This window comes from Bacillus sp. SLBN-46 (genome assembly GCF_031453555.1).
Lineage (GTDB): Bacteria > Bacillota > Bacilli > Bacillales > Cytobacillaceae > Neobacillus.
The window spans coordinates 1,221,495-1,240,373 of record NZ_JAVIZM010000001.1; the positions used below are offsets into that span (position 1 = coordinate 1,221,495).

General features: G+C 39.7%; 14 protein-coding genes. 11 read left to right on the top strand and 3 right to left on the bottom strand.

Annotation, left to right across the window (positions count from 1 at the left end; genetic code table 11):
• Positions 1–45 precede the first annotated feature (45 nt).
• Both QFZ87_RS06175 and QFZ87_RS06180 read left to right on the top strand, forming a co-directional pair.
• Positions 46–4,338: a bifunctional 2',3'-cyclic-nucleotide 2'-phosphodiesterase/3'-nucleotidase gene (locus QFZ87_RS06175; RefSeq protein WP_309859135.1), complete on the top strand. Its 4,293-nt coding sequence runs from the start codon at positions 46–48 to the stop codon at positions 4,336–4,338.
• A 149-nt stretch (positions 4,339–4,487) separates the two neighbouring features.
• On the top strand, positions 4,488–5,552 hold the full coding sequence (locus tag QFZ87_RS06180; RefSeq protein WP_309859137.1) for a glycosyltransferase family 4 protein: 1,065 nt from the start codon (positions 4,488–4,490) through the stop codon (positions 5,550–5,552).
• A 94-nt stretch (positions 5,553–5,646) separates the two neighbouring features.
• Here the strand turns inward: QFZ87_RS06180 and QFZ87_RS06185 are convergent, their stop codons facing one another.
• The gene (locus tag QFZ87_RS06185; RefSeq protein WP_309859140.1) at positions 5,647–6,285 is read right to left on the bottom strand and encodes a YigZ family protein; all 639 of its coding nucleotides are present in this window, start codon (positions 6,283–6,285) and stop codon (positions 5,647–5,649) included.
• A gap of 281 nt (positions 6,286–6,566) precedes the next feature.
• Here QFZ87_RS06185 and QFZ87_RS06190 point away from each other — a divergent pair, with 281 nt between their 5' ends.
• From QFZ87_RS06190 to QFZ87_RS06230, 9 genes are all read left to right on the top strand, one after another.
• A complete protein-coding gene (locus QFZ87_RS06190; RefSeq protein ID WP_309859142.1) occupies positions 6,567–7,709 on the top strand; it encodes a sensor histidine kinase in 1,143 nt (380 codons plus the stop codon).
• A 49-nt stretch (positions 7,710–7,758) separates the two neighbouring features.
• Positions 7,759–8,445 carry a response regulator transcription factor gene (locus QFZ87_RS06195; RefSeq protein ID WP_309859146.1) on the top strand — a complete coding sequence of 229 codons (687 nt, stop codon included), beginning with the start codon at positions 7,759–7,761 and terminating at the stop codon, positions 8,443–8,445.
• 233 nt (positions 8,446–8,678) lie between these two features.
• Positions 8,679–9,518, top strand: coding sequence for a DegV family protein (locus QFZ87_RS06200; RefSeq protein WP_309859148.1), 840 nt, complete (start codon positions 8,679–8,681; stop codon positions 9,516–9,518).
• 80 nt (positions 9,519–9,598) lie between these two features.
• A complete protein-coding gene (locus QFZ87_RS06205) occupies positions 9,599–9,796 on the top strand; it encodes a hypothetical protein (RefSeq protein ID WP_309859149.1) in 198 nt (65 codons plus the stop codon).
• Positions 9,793–10,803, top strand: a complete 1,011-nt coding sequence (locus QFZ87_RS06210; RefSeq protein WP_309859152.1) for a nuclease-related domain-containing protein — start codon at positions 9,793–9,795, stop codon at positions 10,801–10,803. Before QFZ87_RS06205 ends, QFZ87_RS06210 begins: the two co-directional genes overlap by 4 nt.
• On the top strand, positions 10,791–12,278 hold the full coding sequence (locus QFZ87_RS06215; RefSeq protein ID WP_309859154.1) for an ATP-dependent helicase ComFA: 1,488 nt from the start codon (positions 10,791–10,793) through the stop codon (positions 12,276–12,278). Before QFZ87_RS06210 ends, QFZ87_RS06215 begins: the two co-directional genes overlap by 13 nt.
• A 29-nt stretch (positions 12,279–12,307) precedes the next feature.
• Positions 12,308–13,024, top strand: a complete 717-nt coding sequence (locus QFZ87_RS06220; RefSeq protein ID WP_309859157.1) for a ComFC family protein — start codon at positions 12,308–12,310, stop codon at positions 13,022–13,024.
• A 254-nt stretch (positions 13,025–13,278) separates the two neighbouring features.
• Positions 13,279–13,827 (top strand): ribosome hibernation-promoting factor, HPF/YfiA family, encoded by a 549-nt coding sequence (gene hpf / locus QFZ87_RS06225; RefSeq protein WP_309859160.1) that lies wholly within the window; start codon positions 13,279–13,281, stop codon positions 13,825–13,827.
• 239 nt (positions 13,828–14,066) lie between these two features.
• Entirely contained in the window at positions 14,067–15,263 is a 1,197-nt protein-coding gene (locus tag QFZ87_RS06230) for a DUF5667 domain-containing protein (RefSeq protein WP_309859163.1), read from the top strand.
• Positions 15,264–15,306: 43 nt separating this feature from the next.
• On the opposite strand, the gene QFZ87_RS06235 is transcribed toward QFZ87_RS06230, so the two are convergent.
• Positions 15,307–16,272 carry a phosphotransferase enzyme family protein gene (locus QFZ87_RS06235; protein ID WP_309859166.1) on the bottom strand — a complete coding sequence of 322 codons (966 nt, stop codon included), beginning with the start codon at positions 16,270–16,272 and terminating at the stop codon, positions 15,307–15,309.
• A gap of 70 nt (positions 16,273–16,342) precedes the next feature.
• Positions 16,343–18,853, bottom strand: coding sequence for a preprotein translocase subunit SecA (gene secA, locus QFZ87_RS06240; RefSeq protein WP_309859169.1), 2,511 nt, complete (start codon positions 18,851–18,853; stop codon positions 16,343–16,345).
• Between the last annotated feature and the right edge of the window lie 26 nt (positions 18,854–18,879).

Genomic DNA, 18,879 nt, shown 5'->3' on the forward strand with positions numbered 1-18,879 from the left:
TTGTCGAAGGGCGGAAAAAGTGTGAAGAGACAGATCAAACGAAGCATGAAAAAACGTATGCTTAATGGTTCTCTAGCTGCTGCATTGGCACTTACAGTAGTTCCACTAAATATTTTCCCACAGTCTGCAAAGGCTGAAGGAACATCTGGTAATTCTGCAACACTACGAATCTTAGAAACGACAGACTTACATGATGCTGTAATGGCTTATGATTATTATCAAGACACAGATAAAGGTGTCAACTATGGTCTAGCAAAAACGGCAAGCTTAATTTCCCAAGCAAGATCAGAGGTTGATGCTAGTAACTCTATGTTGTTCGACGCGGGTGATTTGCTACAGGGGAATCCAATGGCAGATTATGTTGCTAAAGTTAAGCCTTTAACTGAAAATGATACACACCCAATGTTCAAGGCAATGAAAGAATTAAAATATGATGGCGGTATCGTAGGAAACCACGAGTTCAACTATGGGTTAGGCTTCTTAAACACTGCTTTAAAGAATGCTCCTTATCCAGTTGTAAACGCTAACATTTATGTAGATGATAAGGACAGTGATCCGACAAACGATAAAAACTACTTCACTCCATACCAAATTATCCCTAAAAAGATTAAGGATAAAAATGGTGTTGAACAAACAGTTAATGTTGGTGTCGTTGGTTTTGCACCACCACAAATTCTACAATGGGATAAAGATAATCTTGAAGGAAAAGTAATTGTAAAAGATATTGTTAAAACTGCTGAGAAATATGTAGCAGAAATGAAATCAAAAGGTGCAGATGTAATCGTTGCAATTGCTCACTCTGGTTGTGACGTTACAAACGATGGCCAAGAAGAAGCAGAAAATGCTGTATTCTCACTAAGTAAAGTAACTGGCATTGATGCCCTTCTTTTCGGACATGCTCATTATGCATTCCCTGGTGGTAAAGAATTCCACGTTGGTGGAAAGCTTGACCAGCCAGATTTACCAGGACTTGATAACACACAAGGTACAATCAACGGTACACCTGCAGTAGAAGCAGGATTCTGGGGTAATAACCTAGGTGTGCTTGACTTAGAATTAGTACAGCAAGAAGATGGAACTTGGAAAGCAGATCGTACAAAATCAAAATCTGTAACTAAGCCTGTAACTTCTACAACTGTTGCTGATGAAACAATTGTTAATGCAGTTAAGACTGAGCATGAAGCAACGCTTGCTTATGTACGTGGAAAAATTGGTGAAACGACTACACAAATGCACAGCTTCTTCTCACGTGTTATGGACGACCCAACGATCCAAATCGTAAACAATGCTCAAACTGACTATGTTAAAAAGTGGATTCAAACAAACCGTCCAGACCTTAAGGATGTACCAGTAATTTCTGCAGGTGCTCCATTCAAAGCTGGCCGTCAAGGTGCAACTGATTATACAAATATCGCAAAAGGCGATCTTTCAATTAAGAGTGCTAACGACCTTTACTTGTATAACAATACATTAAAAGCAGTTGAGTTAACTGGTGCTGAAGTAAAAGAATGGTTAGAAATGTCTGCATCACAATTCAATCAAATCAACCCTGACATCGCTGGTGCACAAGAATTAATCAATTACAGCTTCCAACCATATAACTTCGACGTAATTGATGGTGTTAAGTACCAAGTCGATGTTACAAAGCCGGCTCGTTACAATTTCTCAACTGGTGATGTTGCAAATGCTGATGCACATCGTATCATTAACTTTACTGATATGAATGGAAACCCAATTGATCCTGCTCAAAAATTCATTGTTGCAACGAACAACTATCGTGCAACTGGCGGTGGTAACTTCCCAGGAACAAAGGGCGGGAAAGCAACAATCGTTGTTGATTCTCCATATGAAAACCGTCAAATTTTGATGGATTACATTAAAGAACAAAAAGTAGTTAACCCTGCAGCAGATAATAACTGGAAAATCGCTCCGGTTGGTGGCGTTGCAAAAACATTAACATTCAAATCATCACCATTTGCAAAAGATTATCTTGCATCTGCTCCAAACGTGAAAGATGTTGGACCATTATCTGATGGCTCTGGTTTTGAACAGTATACTTTAGACCAAAATGTTCACGTTCAATTATTAGGTATCAATGACTACCATGGTCAGCTTGATACTTGGAGATCTATTAAAGATTCTACTGGTAAAGTTGTTGACTATTCCGGTGGTATTGAATACCTTGCTGCTTACTTGAAACAAAGAGAAGCAACAAACCCTGCTAATACATTAATGTTAGCTGCTGGTGACCAAGTAGGTGCAAGTGCTCCTGTCTCTGCATTATTACAAGACGAGCCAACTATCCGCTTCTTAAACGAAATCGGACTTGATGCCGCTACTATCGGTAACCACGAGTTTGATGAAGGCGTACCTGAAATGCTTCGCCTAATCAATGGTGGTTCACACCCAGCAACTGTGGAGAAGTACGGCCCATTTGAAGGTGCTGATTTCCCTTATGTTGCGGCAAACGTTGAATACAAAGACACTGGCAAATTAGTTTTAGATCCTTACACAATCAAAGAAGTTGACGGTGTGAAGATTGGTATTATCGGTGTTGTTACAACCATTACTCCTGAAATCGTTATTAAGAGCGCAGTTAAAGATGTTGTCTTTACAGACGAAGTTGCTGCAATCAACAAATACACTGAAGAATTAAAAGCTAAAGGTGTTAAATCAATCGTTGTTCTTGCTCACAACCCAGGAACATCTAAAACTGATGGATCCGGTGCAACTGGTGAAGTAGTTGAATTTGCTAAAAAGGTTGACCCTGAGGTTGACGTAATCTACGGTGCACATGACCACAAATATCTACGTGCTACTGTAAATGGAATTACTGTAGTCCAATCATGGTCATACGGTACAGCATTCTCTGATATTGACTTAACAATTGACCCAGCTACTGGTGACGTTATTAAGGATCAAACTAATGCAGAGGTTGTTGATACATTACACTCTGCTATCCAGCCTGATGCTAAGATTCAAGCTGAACTTGCAGAATACAAAGATGCAGTTGCTCCAATCCTTAACAGAAAAATTGGTGAAACTGAAGTTGAATTAACAAGAACTCCTAACTATAGTGGTGAACAAGTTTTAGGTAACATCATTGCTGATTCTATGCGTGCAGAAATGGACACTCAAATGGCGTTCATGAATCCAGGCGGTATCCGTAATGACCTTAACGTTGGTGAAATCACTTGGGGTGAACTATTCGGTGTTCAACCGTTTGGTAACGACCTAATCAAAATGACTGTTACTGGTGATGTATTAAGAGAGTTGCTCAACCAACAATGGGCTGACCCAACTCGTGCAAAAATGCTTCAAATCTCAGGGTTATTCTACACTTATGATGATTCAAAACCATACATGGAGAAAATCCTTGATATCTACACAGAAGACGGTAAAAAGATTGACCCAGCAGGAAAATATACGATTACAGTAAACAACTTCATGGCTGGTGGCGGAGATGGCTACGGCGCGCTTCTAAAAGGTACTGATAAAGTACAAGGTCCAACTGACTTAGATGCTCTTGTACACTACATTCAGAACTACGAAGGTCCAATCTACGCTGATTACGAAAACAGATTCTTAAAAGCAGATAAAGAAATTGCTGAAACGCAAGTGTACTACCTAAGTGAGCTTACTACTACTCTTGAAGGTGAAACAGATCCTTATGCAACTGTAGTGGTGAAGGCTAATGGAAAAATAATCGGTGAAGGAACAGCTGATAACTTCGGTTACTTCAATGTTGATATGGCAAAGCAAGCTGTTGGAACAACTGTTGTAGTTGAAACAACTGACCTTTTTGGTAACTATACTTCTACTGAATTCACAGTTGAAGAAGCATTAAAAGGATGGCAGCAATTTGACGGTGAAGATGCTTGGTATTATTTCGATCCTGAAACTGGTGAGCCTGTAACTGATTGGAACAAGATCTATGGCAAGTGGTACCTATTTGACGAAGACGGTATCATGAAAACTGGTTGGGTACAAGAAGGAAAAACATGGTATTACTTAGATGCAGTTAATGGAGATATGAAAGTTAACTGGGCTAAGGTAAACGGTAAGTGGTACTTCTTTAATATTCACGGTGCAATGCAAACTGGTTGGGTAAAAGATGGTACTAAGTGGTACTTCTTAGATAAAACTAACGGTGATATGAAAACTGGCTGGGTATTCACAGGCAAGAAGTGGTATTTCCTTGCTTCTAGCGGTGCAATGAAAACTGGCTGGGTATTCACTGGTAGCAAGTGGTATTACCTAAAAGCTGATGGTAGTATGGCTGCTAACACAACGATCGGTGGATACAAATTAGGTAAAGACGGAGCATGGATTAAGTAATCTATGCACCACAGAAAGAGGTAATTCCTTAGGGAATTGCCTCTTTTTTTTTTTTTTGAAAAATATCGCATTATTTCCGATTTTTACTATTCTATATTTGTTTTCGTTTTGCTAATAATGGACAAACTGAAAAACAAGGAGGATGTTTAATGCTGTATCTTACCTTGATAGTATGTTTTTTTGTCTCCATTCTTATTACTCCACTTATAAAAAAACTCGCCTTTCGCATTGGCGCGACCGATCGTCCAAATCATCGGAAAGTTCATCAGTCGATTATGCCAAGGCTAGGTGGATTAGCCATATTTATTAGTTTTATGGTAGGTATCTTCCTATTAAGACCGGATAACCCCTACTCAATGGGCATCTTCATCGGCTGTCTGTTCATCGTAATCACCGGTTTTTGTGATGATTTGTTTGAATTGCCGGCAAAGTATAAACTTCTCGGTCAATTAGCAGCAGCGTGCTCGGTTGTGTTTTTAGGTGATTTGCAAATGGTGTTTATTAACCTTCCATTTGGCGGTCAGCTTCAGTTTGGTTTTTTAAGTATTCCTTTTACGATCCTTTGGATTGTTGGGATTACGAACGCCATTAACTTAATTGATGGACTCGATGGGCTCGCGGCAGGGGTTTCGTCTATTGCCTTAATCACCATTTCTGGAATGGCGATTATTCAAGGGAATTTTTACGTGGTGGCAGTGGGGTCAATCGTCCTCGCAAGCACGCTAGGCTTTTTGGTTTACAATTTTCATCCTGCGAGTATTTTTATGGGGGATACAGGGGCCCTTTTTCTAGGGTTCATTATCTCTGTTCTTTCATTGCTGGGTTTTAAGAATGTAACTTTTATTTCCTTTGTTATTCCAGTTATTATTCTTGGCGTGCCCATATCTGATACCTTATTTGCGATTATCAGACGAATTATCAATAAACAGCCTTTATCAGCACCAGATAAATCCCATCTTCATCACTGCATGCTGAGAATGGGTTATTCCCACCGTCAGACTGTGTTACTTATTTATGCCATGGCTGCATTTTTTGGACTTGTTGCAGTCATTTACTCCCAGGCCAGAATTGGTGGAGCTCTTTTCCTAATAGGAATTGTCGTCCTAACTATTGAGATTATCGCTGAAAAAATTGGCTTAATGGGAAAGGACCATCGTCCATTACTAAATATGGTTCGGACCTTAAAAATGAGCACGGCAAAAGATCGATCATAGTAAAAGGGACTCAAAATTGAGCCCCTTTTCGTTTTTTTTCCCAATTGCCTTCTTTCTATAGACCTACTATAATCCACAGTAAGACATACCTGTTTTACCTTGAGAAATCTTCTTCTAGATAAATTGTATCACCTTTAGTTAATGTGCATTGGCCGTTCGTTAGTTCTACCATCCAATCCATAAAATTTTGGACCTGACTTTCATCTACGAACGTTTCAACTTCAACCACATCCAAATAGTGAATTTCTTTTATGGTGAATTCGGAGGCACGCAATTCTTTTTCAATTTTTCCCAGCCAGGTATAGTCAATTTTCACAAAGATAATCTGTGAAAGTCTTCTTTCGACAATACCTATCGCATCTAGGCCTTCGGATGTAGCCTTTCCGTAAGCACGAATAAGGCCACCTGCACCTAATTTAATACCACCAAAATAGCGGGTTATGACAACAACGGTGTCTTTTAGCTTTCTTTTTTTCAAAACCTCAAGAATAGGTACACCAGCCGTGCCACTTGGTTCTCCATCATCATTCGCTTTTTGAATGTGATCATACTCACCAATAAGATATGCTGAACAGTTATGGGTAGCATTCCAATGTTGTTTCTTAATCGCCTGAATGAAATCCTGTGCTTCCAACTCCGTTTCAGCTCTGTTAATATGTGCAATAAAACGGGACTTTTGAATGTTGATTTCATGTTCTCCTAATGTTTTAACAGTATAATATCGCGACAGCATGTAAGGCTCCTTTCTTTAAAAGAAAAAAATATAAAATATTGCTGTAATATACCTTTAATATGGTAGTAAAGTTCGAATGTTATAATAGGCCTAGTGGGTGAAATGCTTTTCTATTTTATTAAAGTATAGTTTAATAGGAATAAAGCAGTAAAAATAATATTATTATTATACTACTTTCAGACTCATAATGAGGTTTCTGGAAAAGTTTTTTATTGATTTATTCCATAGTTTGTTAAATAAAACGTAAGGCCTAAAGGGAAAAAGATCCCCGGAGGAATGTGATGAAAATTAAGCAAATTGATATGAAATCGATTGATGAAATTCGTGAAGAAATGATTGAAACCGTCACCTGTAGTAAAAGTGATATTTTTCGTATTGGTGAGAAATGCCGTCATGACTATGAGAGCATGACAAATGAATTAGCTAATATTAAGCAAATGATGGTTAAGCTTATTGAAGAGGGAGACCAACTGGAAGAACAGGTCAAAGAGGCACGTTTAACTCTTTCAGAGGTCAGTATGAATTTTAAACATTATACTGAGGAAGAAGTTCGTGAAGCCTACGAAAAAGCACATCAGTTACAAATGGATCTATCGATTAACTGGCAGTATAAAAAACAACTGCTTGATAAAAGAGATGATCTTGAACGTAGACTTATTGGCTTAAATGATACGATTGATCGTGCTGAACAGCTTATATCACAAATTTCTGTTGTTATGAATTATTTGACGAGTGATTTAAAACAAGTCGGTGAAGTATTGGAAGATGCCAAAGCAAAACAAGACTTCGGTTTAAAAATTATTGAAGCACAAGAGGAAGAGAGAAAGCGATTGTCACGGGAAATACATGACGGTCCAGCACAGATGCTTGCCAATGTTATCATGCGCTCGGATTTAATTGAGCGAGTCTTTCGCGAAAAAGGTCCAGATGAAGCTTTCTCTGAAGTCAATAGCTTCAAAAAAATGGTTCGTTCAGCACTATATGAGGTGAGAAGGATTATTTATGACCTACGTCCAATGGCACTGGATGATTTAGGTTTGGTACCTACCCTCAGAAAATATCTACAAACAATCGAAGAATATCATAAGAATTCCAAAATAACATTTGTGAATTTGGGCCTAGAGCGCAGGCTTCCAACTAAGTACGAAGTCGCGTTGTTTCGAATGATCCAAGAATCCGTACAAAATGCGCTCAAGCACGCGAATGCCTGTGAAATCAAGGTGAAACTAGAAATAACCAGCAATGATATCACCGTTCTTATTAAGGACAATGGGGGAGGCTTTGACACCTCTATAAAGAAACCTGAGTCTTTTGGAATGATTGGCATGAGAGAGCGGGTAGACTTGCTTGATGGGGATATTACCTTTGATTCAAAAATAGGCAAAGGGACAGCGGTTTGGATTCGAGTTCCATTGACCAATTAAAATTGACTGAAAAGATATTAATACTGAGAAGGATTAGGGGGAAATGAGAATGTCTACTAAAATTGTCATTATCGATGATCACCAACTATTCAGAGAAGGCGTTAAAAGAATACTTGAGTTTGAAAAATCATTCCAGGTTGTAGCAGAGGGTGATGATGGCAGTGAAGCATTAGGTCTTGTACAAGAATACCAGCCTCATGTTGTCATTATGGATATAAATATGCCCCAAATGAATGGGGTTGAAGCAACCCGCGAACTAGTGGAAAAATACCCAGAAACAAAGGTTATCATTTTATCCATTCATGATGATGAAAATTATGTCACACATGCTTTAAAAACAGGTGCATGTGGCTATCTATTAAAGGAAATGGACGCGGATGCATTAATAGAGGCTGTTCGAGTGGTGGCAGATGGAGGCTCCTATTTACATCCAAAGGTTACTCATAATCTAGTAAATGAATATCGGAGATTGGCAGCTGGCGTTGCCGGTAGTGGCGGTGGCTACGTACCAACACATGAAATTCGCCGTCCATTGCACCTGCTAACTCGCAGAGAGTGTGAAGTGTTACAAATGCTTGCTGATGGTAAAAGTAACCGTGGAATCGGTGAAGCTTTATTTATCAGTGAAAAGACAGTTAAAAACCATGTGAGTAACATTTTGCAAAAAATGAACGTAAACGATCGTACGCAAGCTGTAGTCGTTGCTATTAAAAATGGCTGGGTGGAAGTAAGATAATTGATAAATAGTTTGAAAGTACGTGGGGCATGCTTTGAAAGCATGCCCTATTTTTGTTATATAGCTCCTTTTTATATAATGCATTTTCCTTCAGTTTCATATAAAATAGACATTATGTTAGAAATGAATAATCGCTCATTATTTGTAGTTCATGGAGAGCGGCATCAGTTAGGTTCGGAATTTTAGTGCAAAAATACCGACCAGTTTAAAAAGACAAGGATGGTAACTAATATATGAAAACGGCAGTTGTCACGGATAGCACCGCCTACATACCGAAGGAATTACGAGAGAAATTTGATATACATATGATCCCGTTACATGTCATATTTGGTGATGAAGTTTATCGGGAAGAAGTGGATCTTCATGCAGGCGAATTTTACGAAGAGGTAAAGACGAAAGAGCTGCCAACTACCTCCCAACCACCAATTGGTCAGTTTGTTGAATTATTCGAACGATTAGCCCAAGAGTACGATGCAGTTATTAGCATCCATCTATCAAGCGGGATAAGCGGTACATACCAAGGAGCTGTCACGGCCAGTACGATGGTTGAGGGCATCGAGGTATATCCGTTTGATTCAGAAATCAGCTGCATGGTACAAGGTTTTTATGCCATTGAAGCTGCAGAGTGGGCGGCACGCGGTAGAGATGTTGCGTCCATTATGAAAAGGCTCGAAGAAATGAAAAAATCGGCTCGTGCCTACTTTATGGTCGATGACCTCGCACATCTTCAGCGAGGTGGGCGTCTTTCAAGTGCACAGGCATTTATCGGAAGTCTGCTACAGGTAAAGCCGTTGCTACATTTTGAGAACAAGGTGATTGTTCCGTTTGAAAAAATCCGAACCCGTAAGAAAGCATTGAAACGTATGGTGGACCTGCTAGGCGAAGATGCGTTGCAAGGTGGGAATTATCAAGCCGTTATTATCCACGCCAATCGTGAGGAAGAAGCGAAGGCGTGGCGGACAGAATTAGCCGCCATGTATCCAAACGTAGATTTTTCTATTGGTTATTTTGGTGCAGTCATCGGTACCCATCTAGGAGAAGGATCCATGGGAATGGGCTGGATGAAAAAGTAAAAATCTTCAATATGCTGCCATTCCGGCTTCAGGCCGGAATGGTTTTTATTTTTTTATAAAAAGGTAATATAAAAAGGAGTTTGGCGGAATTATTGGGAAAGTTGGCGGAAATACGCCATGAGTTGGCGGAATACCTCGGAAAACTGGCGGAAGACAGTAAGTTGGCGGAATCCCCTCTACCAGGCCAACTATTTCAAACAAAAATAAAAAACTTTCGACAATTAAGAAGGAATTTTTCCAGCATTTGTAGAAATTTATCAAAAAAAGAAAAGGAGTGACGATACAATTGGTATTAAAAGAACTACCTTTACCGCTGAGACTAATATTGACAAACATAGTAAAGAAACGGTTAGTAAAAGGTCACAGTAAACATTCAATTATAGAAAAAGACCTGGCTAAACGTTGGGCAGGATACTGGGGAGAAGTTGCCCTTTCAAATTACCTCAAAGAACTCCCTCAAGAAAAATACTTCATCTTTTATGATTCCCAATTACAACACAATGGTGTTCACTTCCAAATCGATGCATTACTAATTTCCCGTACTCATATCCTAATTATTGAAGCAAAGAATATTATTGGGATTTTACAGTTTGATAATGTTTTCAAACAACTTATTCGAATCAACCATGATGGCACCGAAGAGTCATTTGAGGATCCGCGTGTCCAAGGTCAACGCCTTCAATCTCTTTTAAGAGGCTGGATGAGGTCAAATGGCTGCGATTTGCTGCCGGTTGATTACCTTGTTTTTTTTAAGAGTGCGACCAACACCATTCTGAAAACCACCTCCAACGACAAAACGGATTTAAATAAAATATGCAAAGGCAGAGACCTATTTAATAAAATTCACGCACTGGCGCAACGATTTAAGAAAGAACTGATTGATATGGAGACACTTAACCATATAGGAAAATTACTCTTAAGCCATCATAGTCCAAAGGAAATAAAAATTTTAGAAGAGTACAAGCTTACAGGAAAAGAGATTCTTACTGGAGTTTGTTGTCCTAATGGAAAATGCCTTCATACACCTATGGAATATAAAAAAGGAAAATGGGTTTGTTCGAAATGCCTCCTAACCTCGAAAGATGCTCACAAAGACGCACTTAGTGATTACTATTACTTAATTAAGTCGACCATTACTAACTCAGAACTTCGAATCTTTCTCCATCTCCCTACAAGTGATACTGCTCAAAAAATTCTTCAAAGATTAAAATTGCAAGTGACAGGCAAAACGAGAGATCGAATCTACCACCTCCGACCCAATGAGGTGACCCTATGCGTTTTATAGTAGAGGATGGACTGATACTCCCAGACCTCACAAACATTGAATCCCTTCCCATTTCCAAAATTCCAATGATCCCTCATCAGCCGCTCAATCCACTATTCGCCTATAATCCCGATCTACAGAAGTTACTAAGTGGTAAACAGCTTCTACTTGAAGATATCCCAGTATATCTCGAGGAAATACAGACACATTATCAAAATGGCTATATAACCTACCGAAAAGGGATTGAAAGAAGCGGAGACAAGTTCATCTGTACTAGGTGCGGAAATAGAGACCAACAAAAGTTTGCATCTTATCCATGCTCGAGGTGTGGAGAAGAGTGTCATTATTGCCGCCATTGTCTCATGATGGGGAGAATTAGCGAGTGTACACCGCTGATTGGCTGGAGTGGACCTGAACCTGACATACCGCTTCCTAAAAACATCATGGCCTGGAACGGAAAGCTTTCACCTGGCCAATTGACTGCTTCAAATCATGTGGTAGAGGCCATTTTGCAAAATCAGGAGCACTTGATATGGGCTGTTTGTGGAGCCGGCAAGACAGAAGTACTGTTTGCGGGAATAGAGTCAGGGATCACGGCTCTTAAAAGAATCTGTATTGCAACTCCTAGAACAGACGTTGTACTAGAACTCACGCCCAGATTAAAGGCAGCCTTCCCTGAACTGCCCATTGCCTCCCTGTATGGTGGAAGTGAAGACCGCCACTTATTCGCTCCCCTTACCATTGCGACTACACATCAACTGCTTCGTTTTTACCACGCTTTTGATGCCATTATTTTAGATGAAGTCGACGCATTCCCTTACACTGTGGAGGAATCCCTCCAGTATGCTGCCATCCAGTCGCGTAAACCTGCTTCAGCCATGATTTACTTAACTGCCACTCCAAATGAAAAGTGGCAAAAAGAATGCCGTACTGGGAAAAGAAATTTTACTACCATCCCAGCGAGATTTCATCGTCATCCACTTCCGGTTCCAGAATTCGTTTGGAGTGGGGATTGGCAAAAGCTACTCAAAAAAGGCACACTTTCAGTCATTATGCTTCGCTGGATTGAGAAACGTCTTCATGCAGGCAAACAGGTGTTACTATTTTTCCCTCATATCTCTTTAATGGAAAAAGCTTTAAACATCCTCCAGCAAATAAATCATGAAATTGAGGCAGTGCATGCTGAAGACCCAGAGAGAAAGAGTAAGGTTCAACGCATGCGAGATAAGCAAATCCCCTTACTCTTAACGACAACGATTCTAGAGAGGGGGGTCACTTTCCCAAATATCGATGTGGCCGTTGTTGGGGCGGAGGATCCTATTTTTACAGAAAGTGCTCTTGTCCAAATTGCCGGAAGAGCAGGAAGGAGCAAGGATCATCCTGATGGGGTAGTCACTTTTTTTCATTACGGCAAGACCGAAGAAATGCTAAAGGCAAGGAAGCAAATTATCTCCATGAATCGGGAGGGGAAGAAAAGAGGTTTGCTTGATTCATAAAGGGGTATACAAAAGAAAGGAAGTAAGGTATGTATCCAATCCAATCTGATTATTGTCTCATTTGTCATTCAGTGATTATGCCAATCATAGGTTGGAGAGCTCTCTTCTCAATTGAAAAAGAAAAGTACATTTGTTCTACATGTGAAGGGAAACTTGAAAAACTGGAAGGAGAAGCATGTCGTATCTGCGGCCGTCCCTTTCACCTGCTCGAAGAGAAATTTCAAATTGGCGATCTGTGTTATGATTGCTTTCGCTGGGAGGAAGATTCGGAGTGGAAAAATCTACTCGAAAAAAATCACTCCCTTTTTCACTATAATGAGTTTTTAAAAGAAGTCATTGCCCAGTTTAAATTTCGCGGTGATTATGTGCTGGTGAAGATATTTGTTGAGTTTGTTCAAAAGGAACTATCGAAAATGGATATGGATGTTCTCGTCCCTATTCCATTAAGTGAAGAGCGGCTTTATGAACGTGGGTTTAACCAGGCAAAAGCTCTAATTGTAGAATCAGGCTTTTCACCACAGGAACTACTCACCAGAGTTCACTCTGAAAAGCAATCGAAAAAATCAAGGTCGGAACGGATTCATGTCCCTCAAGTTTTTAGGATTGAACCAGAAACAGATCTAGCAGGAAAAAGAGTAATCTTAATTGATGATGTTTATACAACCGGATCTACCCTCCGACATGCTGCAAAGCTTCTAAAGGATGCAGGGGCTGAAAGTATTCAATCATTAACTCTGGCAAGGTAACGTAAGGTGCATATTCATACCCGTTCACAAAGCATAATGGTAGCAAATTCTACAGTGTAGTAATATAATGAAAATGAATAATCATTCATTTTAGAAAAAAATACCACTTAAGTCAACCAAGCTTTAAACCATTGTCACTATTTGCTTGTTGTTTTTGTCAATAATTCGACAAAATTATTGTTCTGATTTAGCAGGATTATCATAGGGTAAAATAGAAATGTTAATACATAGCCTTAACTAAAGGAGGAGTCCACATGAACTATAACGTACGTGGCGAAAACATTGAGGTAACTCCAGCAATTAGAGAGTATGTAGAAAAGAAAATTGCTAAATTGGAGCGTTATTTTACAGAGGCACCAGATGCAAAGGTAAACGTGAATCTAAGATTCAATCAAGATAAAACTTCTAAAGTAGAGGTAACCATTCCGCTACAACAATTAGTTTTACGTGCAGAAGAAACAAACGTTGATATGTATGCAGGTATTGACTTGATTACCGATAAGCTTGAGCGCCAAATTCGCAAACATAAAACAAAGGTCAATCGTAAATTCCGTGAAAAAGGGGACTTCCCAATTACTTTTGCTACCTCTGAAAACACAGAAGTAACTGAGTTGGACGAAGATGATCTTGAACTAGTTCGTACAAAACGTTTTGATTTAAAACCAATGGATAGTGAAGAAGCAATCCTGCAAATGAATTTGCTTGGTCATAGCTTCTATGTATTCACAAATTCAGAAAATAACCGTACAAACGTTGTCTACAAGCGTAAAGACGGCCGTTATGGATTAATTGAAACACATTAATTAACTAATAGAAAGCTGTCCTCCACATGTTGAGGGGCAGCTTTTTTTATAACATGAATTTATGCCCCTAGATTATTGGAAAAAACTATTAATATATGAAAATTTAAAAAACATACAAATTTTTTTTACAGTTACCACCATAAAAATGAAAGTCATGGACGAACACTCTAGTATCAAATAAATAGGGGGCAATTTTCGACATGAAATCTAAAAAGGTAGCACATTTAGTAACTAGCGGTATGCTCGCTTCAACAATTATTTTCTCTTTTGGTACAGGTTCAGCATTTGCAAATGGTGATGGAACTGAAACAACAACAACAACAACTGAAACAGGTACTGTAACTGAACCTGTTGAAAATACAACAGTTGATACTGGGGCAACAACTGAGGATAACGCAACTGAAGATAAAACATCTGAGGCTGTTGAAACAGAAACAACTACAGACGATTCAAGTGCAACTACTGAGGAAGAATCAACTGAACAATCAGATGAAGCGACAACAGAAGATACCGAAGTAGCAGATGAAGAAAAAGCAGAAGCTCCTTCATTAGTTCCTGGAGATTTCTTCTATTTTGTAAAATTAATGGCTGAAAAGGTGCGCCTTGCCTTCACTTTTGACGATTATAAAGAAGCACAGCTTTTAGCAGATTTTGCTGCTGAGCGTATTGCAGAGGCAAATGCATTATTTGCAGAAGGTAAAACAGATGAAGCAGCAGAGCTACTAAAAGAAGCGATTGCAACACAAGAACAAGCAAATAACAAAGTTTCTGAAGAAGAAACAACTGGTGAAGATACTGTAAGTGATACCGAAGATGAAGTTTCAGATCAAGCAGAAGCTACTGATGAAACAGAAGCAACAGATGATACTGAGGTCAAAGTAAAAAGTAAACTTGCTCATAACATTGATGCTTTATTAATGGCTCTTGAACATGTTGAAAATCCTAAAGCTCAACAATCACTAATGAAAAACATTCAAAAATCTTTTGCTAAGTTAGAGAAAAAGGCGGCTAAGCTTGAAAAGAAAGATGCTAAGTTTGCTAAGAAGATGAAGAAGCTTGAAGATCAAGTGAACGGCGAAGAATCATCTGATGATGAAGTGGCAACGGACGAAACTACAACTGATGAAACTGCAACAGACGTTGAAGCAACTGAGACAGATACCGCTACAACTGAAGATAAGACAGAAAAACCAGCAGCAGCTAGCAAAGGTGTAGAAAAGCAGCAAGCAGCGGTTCAAAAAGCTCAAGAAAAGCAGCAAGCAGCGGTTCAAAAAGCTCAAGAAAAGCAGCAAGCTACGGCTCAAAAAGCTCAAGAAAAGCAACAAGCGGCAGCTCAAAAAGCTGAAGAAAAGAAGCAACAAGGAACACAAAAAGCTGAAGAAAAGCATGAAGAGAAGCATGAAGAAAAAGGAAATAATGGTAAAGGAAACCATTAATTACTAATAACAAAAGGTGCATCTACTGGGTGCACCTTTTGTATTAGTATTGTTTGCTATCTTGAGAAAGATCCATAAGGAAATGACTGAGATTTGTTGGGCTAATCCAATTTGTACCCCACACATCCTCATTTTTCAACATCGTTCCAAGCAACCAAATTCTCCTCATCGACACAAATAGAGGTAAACTCCGAAGGTCAACTTCGGCTAAATTCCCCCGACTTAGATAACCATTTAAGAATTCATCCCAGCAAGCCTTCTCTAAACTCCGGTAATTATTTTTTAAATTCCACCAAAAGACGGCTAAATCATAGGCACGATAGCCAAAACCGCAGCAATCAAAATCAAATACTTCAAGCTCTTGGTTATGTATGTGCATGTTAAAGTTGTGAAAATCCCCATGACAAAATCCGTATTCCAGCTTGCTTTCTCTCAGTTTTATTTCTAAGTTCGTAACCATTTCATAAAAAGATTGTACTTGTTCCGCTTTTAAATGTCTTTCCAATATTGGCGTAATTAGTGAAGCTGGCTCCGCTAATAAATGGTTGATATCCAATTCAAAACTTCTTTGGTTAGGAGAAATCAATGAGCTGCTCTTTTGGTGTAGTTTTGCTAATGATTTCCCGAGGATGTGACAGTTTTCCTCAGTTATTAAAGGTCTTTCTCCAGGTGAATAAGTAAATAAAACCCCATATCTGTTTCCTTCGGGTGCTTGGATGCTAACGATCCTGTTCCCTTCCATTGTTTTAACTGGAGTTGAAACGAAGAGACCCTCATCCTTTAGCCAATTAATAGCATCTAGTTCGAACAAAATATCTGATTCACTTCGCCAATTATGTCGGTAGACTCGGTAAATATACTTTTTGTTTTGGGTTGTAATGAAGTATGTATCGTTTAATCCTCGCGTGAGAAATTCACAGCTAATAACATTCAAATCATAATCGTTTAATAGTTCCCTTACGGATTGTGTTGAGAGAAGAGAGTGGGTGACTTTGAATTTTTTATCCATCTTTACCTCCGGACTTTGTAGAGATAGTAAAAAGAGGACCGACGATCATTCGCCGGTCCTCACAACAATATTACTTGACTGCTCCACAGCAGTTTTTATATTTCTTACCGCTTCCACAGATACATGGATCGTTGCGGCCGATATCCATTTGGTTTACTTTTGGCTTTTTCTTAACGGGTTCGCCGTCTTCCTTCGGATTTACCGCTTGACCTTTTGCAACCTCTTGGCGCTCGAGGTTGTTACGAATTTCAGCTTTCATGATGTACATAGCCGCTTCATCTTCAATCGATTGAATCATTGCCTCAAACATCGCAAAGCCTTCATGCTGATATTCACGAAGCGGGTCAATTTGACCATATGCACGTAAGTGAATTCCTTGACGAAGCTGATCCATTGCATCAATGTGATCAATCCACTTGGAATCAACAGCTCTTAATGTAATAACTTTTTCAAATTCACGCATTTGCTCTGGAGAAAGGATTTGCTCTTTTTCATCGTAGCGCTCCTTCACTTTAGCAAAAATTGCGTCGACTATTTCATCTGGGTCTTTACCTTTCAAATCATCAAGAGTGATGTCACCTTCATGAAGGAGGGTTGCATGGACATACTCAACAATGGCTTGAAGATCCCATTCTTCCTCTTCCTCATGACGGGAGGCGTGGACATCTACATTACGTTGAATAGAGTTGAGAATCATTTTCTGAACAATATCACGAAGGTCTTCGGATTCTAATACTTCATCACGCTGGCTGTAGATGATTTCACGTTGCTGACGGAGAACATCGTCATATTGTAAAAGCTGTTTACGGGCGTCAAAGTTGTTGCCCTCAACACGTTTTTGAGCAGATTCAACTGCACGGGAAACCATTTTACTTTGGATTGGCTGGGTATCATCCATACCAAGACGTTCCATCATGGCTTTCATATTATCAGAACCGAAGCGACGCATCAGCTCGTCTTCCATTGATAAGTAGAATTGGGTAACACCAGGGTCTCCTTGACGTCCGGAACGTCCACGGAGCTGGTTATCAATGCGTCGGCTTTCATGACGCTCTGTGCCAATAACGGCTAGTCCGCCTAAGTCAATTACTCCTTCGCCAAGCTTAATGTCCGTACCACGTCCGGCCATGTTGGTAGCGATGGTAACAGAACCTTTATGGCCTGCTTCGGCGATAATTTCGGCTTCACGTTCATGGTTTTTCGCGTTCAAGACATTGTGGCGGATCCCTTTTTTCAATAAGTACTTGGAAATAAGCTCAGATGTTTCGATCGCTACGGTACCAACTAAGACTGGTTGTCCCTTTTGATGACGTTCAGCGATATCCTCAACGACGGCACGGAATTTACCATCCATCGATTTGTAAATCAAATCGGCGCGGTCGTCACGGGCAATTGGTCTGTTCGTTGGGATGACGATAACATTCATATTATAAATATTACGGAATTCTTCTTCTTCTGTTTTCGCTGTACCTGTCATACCGGCTAATTTTTCATACATACGGAAATAGTTCTGGAATGTAATTGTAGCCATGGTCATGCTTTCGTTTTGAACCTCGAGGCCTTCTTTTGCTTCAATCGCCTGATGCAAGCCTTCGCTGTAGCGGCGGCCCTTCATCAAACGGCCTGTGAACTGGTCAACGATGACAATTTCGCCATCCTGCACCACATAATCTATATCAAGGTGCATGCTGACATTTGCTTTTAATGCCTGGTTAATATGATGGTTCAACGTAACGTTAGCCATATCAAAAAGGTTTTCAATTCCGAAGGCTTTTTCAGCTTTGCTAATTCCTTCTTCTGTCAGCATAACGCCTTTTGTCTTTTCATCGTACGTATAGTCAGTGTCTTTTGTCAGCATACGGACAAAAGCATTGGCTTGAATATAAAGAACCGCTGATTTTTGAGCTGAGCCTGAAATAATCAATGGTGTACGGGCTTCATCAATTAAAATGGAGTCGACCTCGTCAATGACTGCATAAAAAAGCGGACGCTGTACCTTTTGCTCTTTATAAAGGACCATATTGTCACGTAAATAGTCAAATCCCAATTCATTGTTTGTACCATAGGTAATATCAGCGGCATAGGCTGCCTGTTTTTCTTCCTTATCCATGCTGTTTAAGTTCAAGCCAACGGTTAGGCCTAGGAATTCATATAGCTGACCCATCTCAGTCGCGTCACGGCTTGCTAGGTATTCGTTGACAGTTACTACGTGAACGCCTTTACCAGAAAGAGCATTCAAATAAACAGGCATGGTAGCCGTTAAGGTTTTACCTTCCCCTGTCTTCATCTCCGAAATATTCCCTTCATGGAGAGAAATACCCCCCATTAGCTGCACATGGTACGGATATAGCCCAAGAACACGACGGGCACCTTCGCGAACAATAGCAAAAGCTTCTACTAATAAATCATCAAGCGTTTCGCCCTTTTGATAGCGAGCTTTGAATTCTTCAGTTTTTTCACGAAGCTGATCGTCAGTCAGCCTTTCAGTTTCTGCAGCAAGTGCATCAATTTTCATGGCAAGCTTGTCTAATCGCTTCAGTTCACGCTTGTTCAGATCAAAAACTTTATTTAAAATCCCCATATCAAATGAACGCTCCTTTTTATCGA

What these genes read in the sequence shown, in the direction of transcription:
- QFZ87_RS06220 (WP_309859157.1), top strand. Translation starts at nt 12,308, where the DNA reads ATGTATCCAATCCAATCTGATTATTGTCTCATTTGTCATTCAGTGATT.
- QFZ87_RS06185 (WP_309859140.1), bottom strand. Translation starts at nt 6,285, where the DNA reads ATGCTGTCGCGATATTATACTGTTAAAACATTAGGAGAACATGAAATC.
- QFZ87_RS06190 (WP_309859142.1), top strand. Translation starts at nt 6,567, where the DNA reads ATGAAAATTAAGCAAATTGATATGAAATCGATTGATGAAATTCGTGAA.
- QFZ87_RS06230 (WP_309859163.1), top strand. Translation starts at nt 14,067, where the DNA reads ATGCTCGCTTCAACAATTATTTTCTCTTTTGGTACAGGTTCAGCATTT.
- hpf (WP_309859160.1), top strand. Translation starts at nt 13,279, where the DNA reads ATGAACTATAACGTACGTGGCGAAAACATTGAGGTAACTCCAGCAATT.
- QFZ87_RS06200 (WP_309859148.1), top strand. Translation starts at nt 8,679, where the DNA reads ATGAAAACGGCAGTTGTCACGGATAGCACCGCCTACATACCGAAGGAA.
- QFZ87_RS06180 (WP_309859137.1), top strand. Translation starts at nt 4,488, where the DNA reads ATGCTGTATCTTACCTTGATAGTATGTTTTTTTGTCTCCATTCTTATT.
- QFZ87_RS06215 (WP_309859154.1), top strand. Translation starts at nt 10,791, where the DNA reads ATGCGTTTTATAGTAGAGGATGGACTGATACTCCCAGACCTCACAAAC.
- secA (WP_309859169.1), bottom strand. Translation starts at nt 18,853, where the DNA reads ATGGGGATTTTAAATAAAGTTTTTGATCTGAACAAGCGTGAACTGAAG.
- QFZ87_RS06195 (WP_309859146.1), top strand. Translation starts at nt 7,759, where the DNA reads ATGTCTACTAAAATTGTCATTATCGATGATCACCAACTATTCAGAGAA.
- QFZ87_RS06175 (WP_309859135.1), top strand. Translation starts at nt 46, where the DNA reads ATGAAAAAACGTATGCTTAATGGTTCTCTAGCTGCTGCATTGGCACTT.
- QFZ87_RS06235 (WP_309859166.1), bottom strand. Translation starts at nt 16,272, where the DNA reads ATGGATAAAAAATTCAAAGTCACCCACTCTCTTCTCTCAACACAATCC.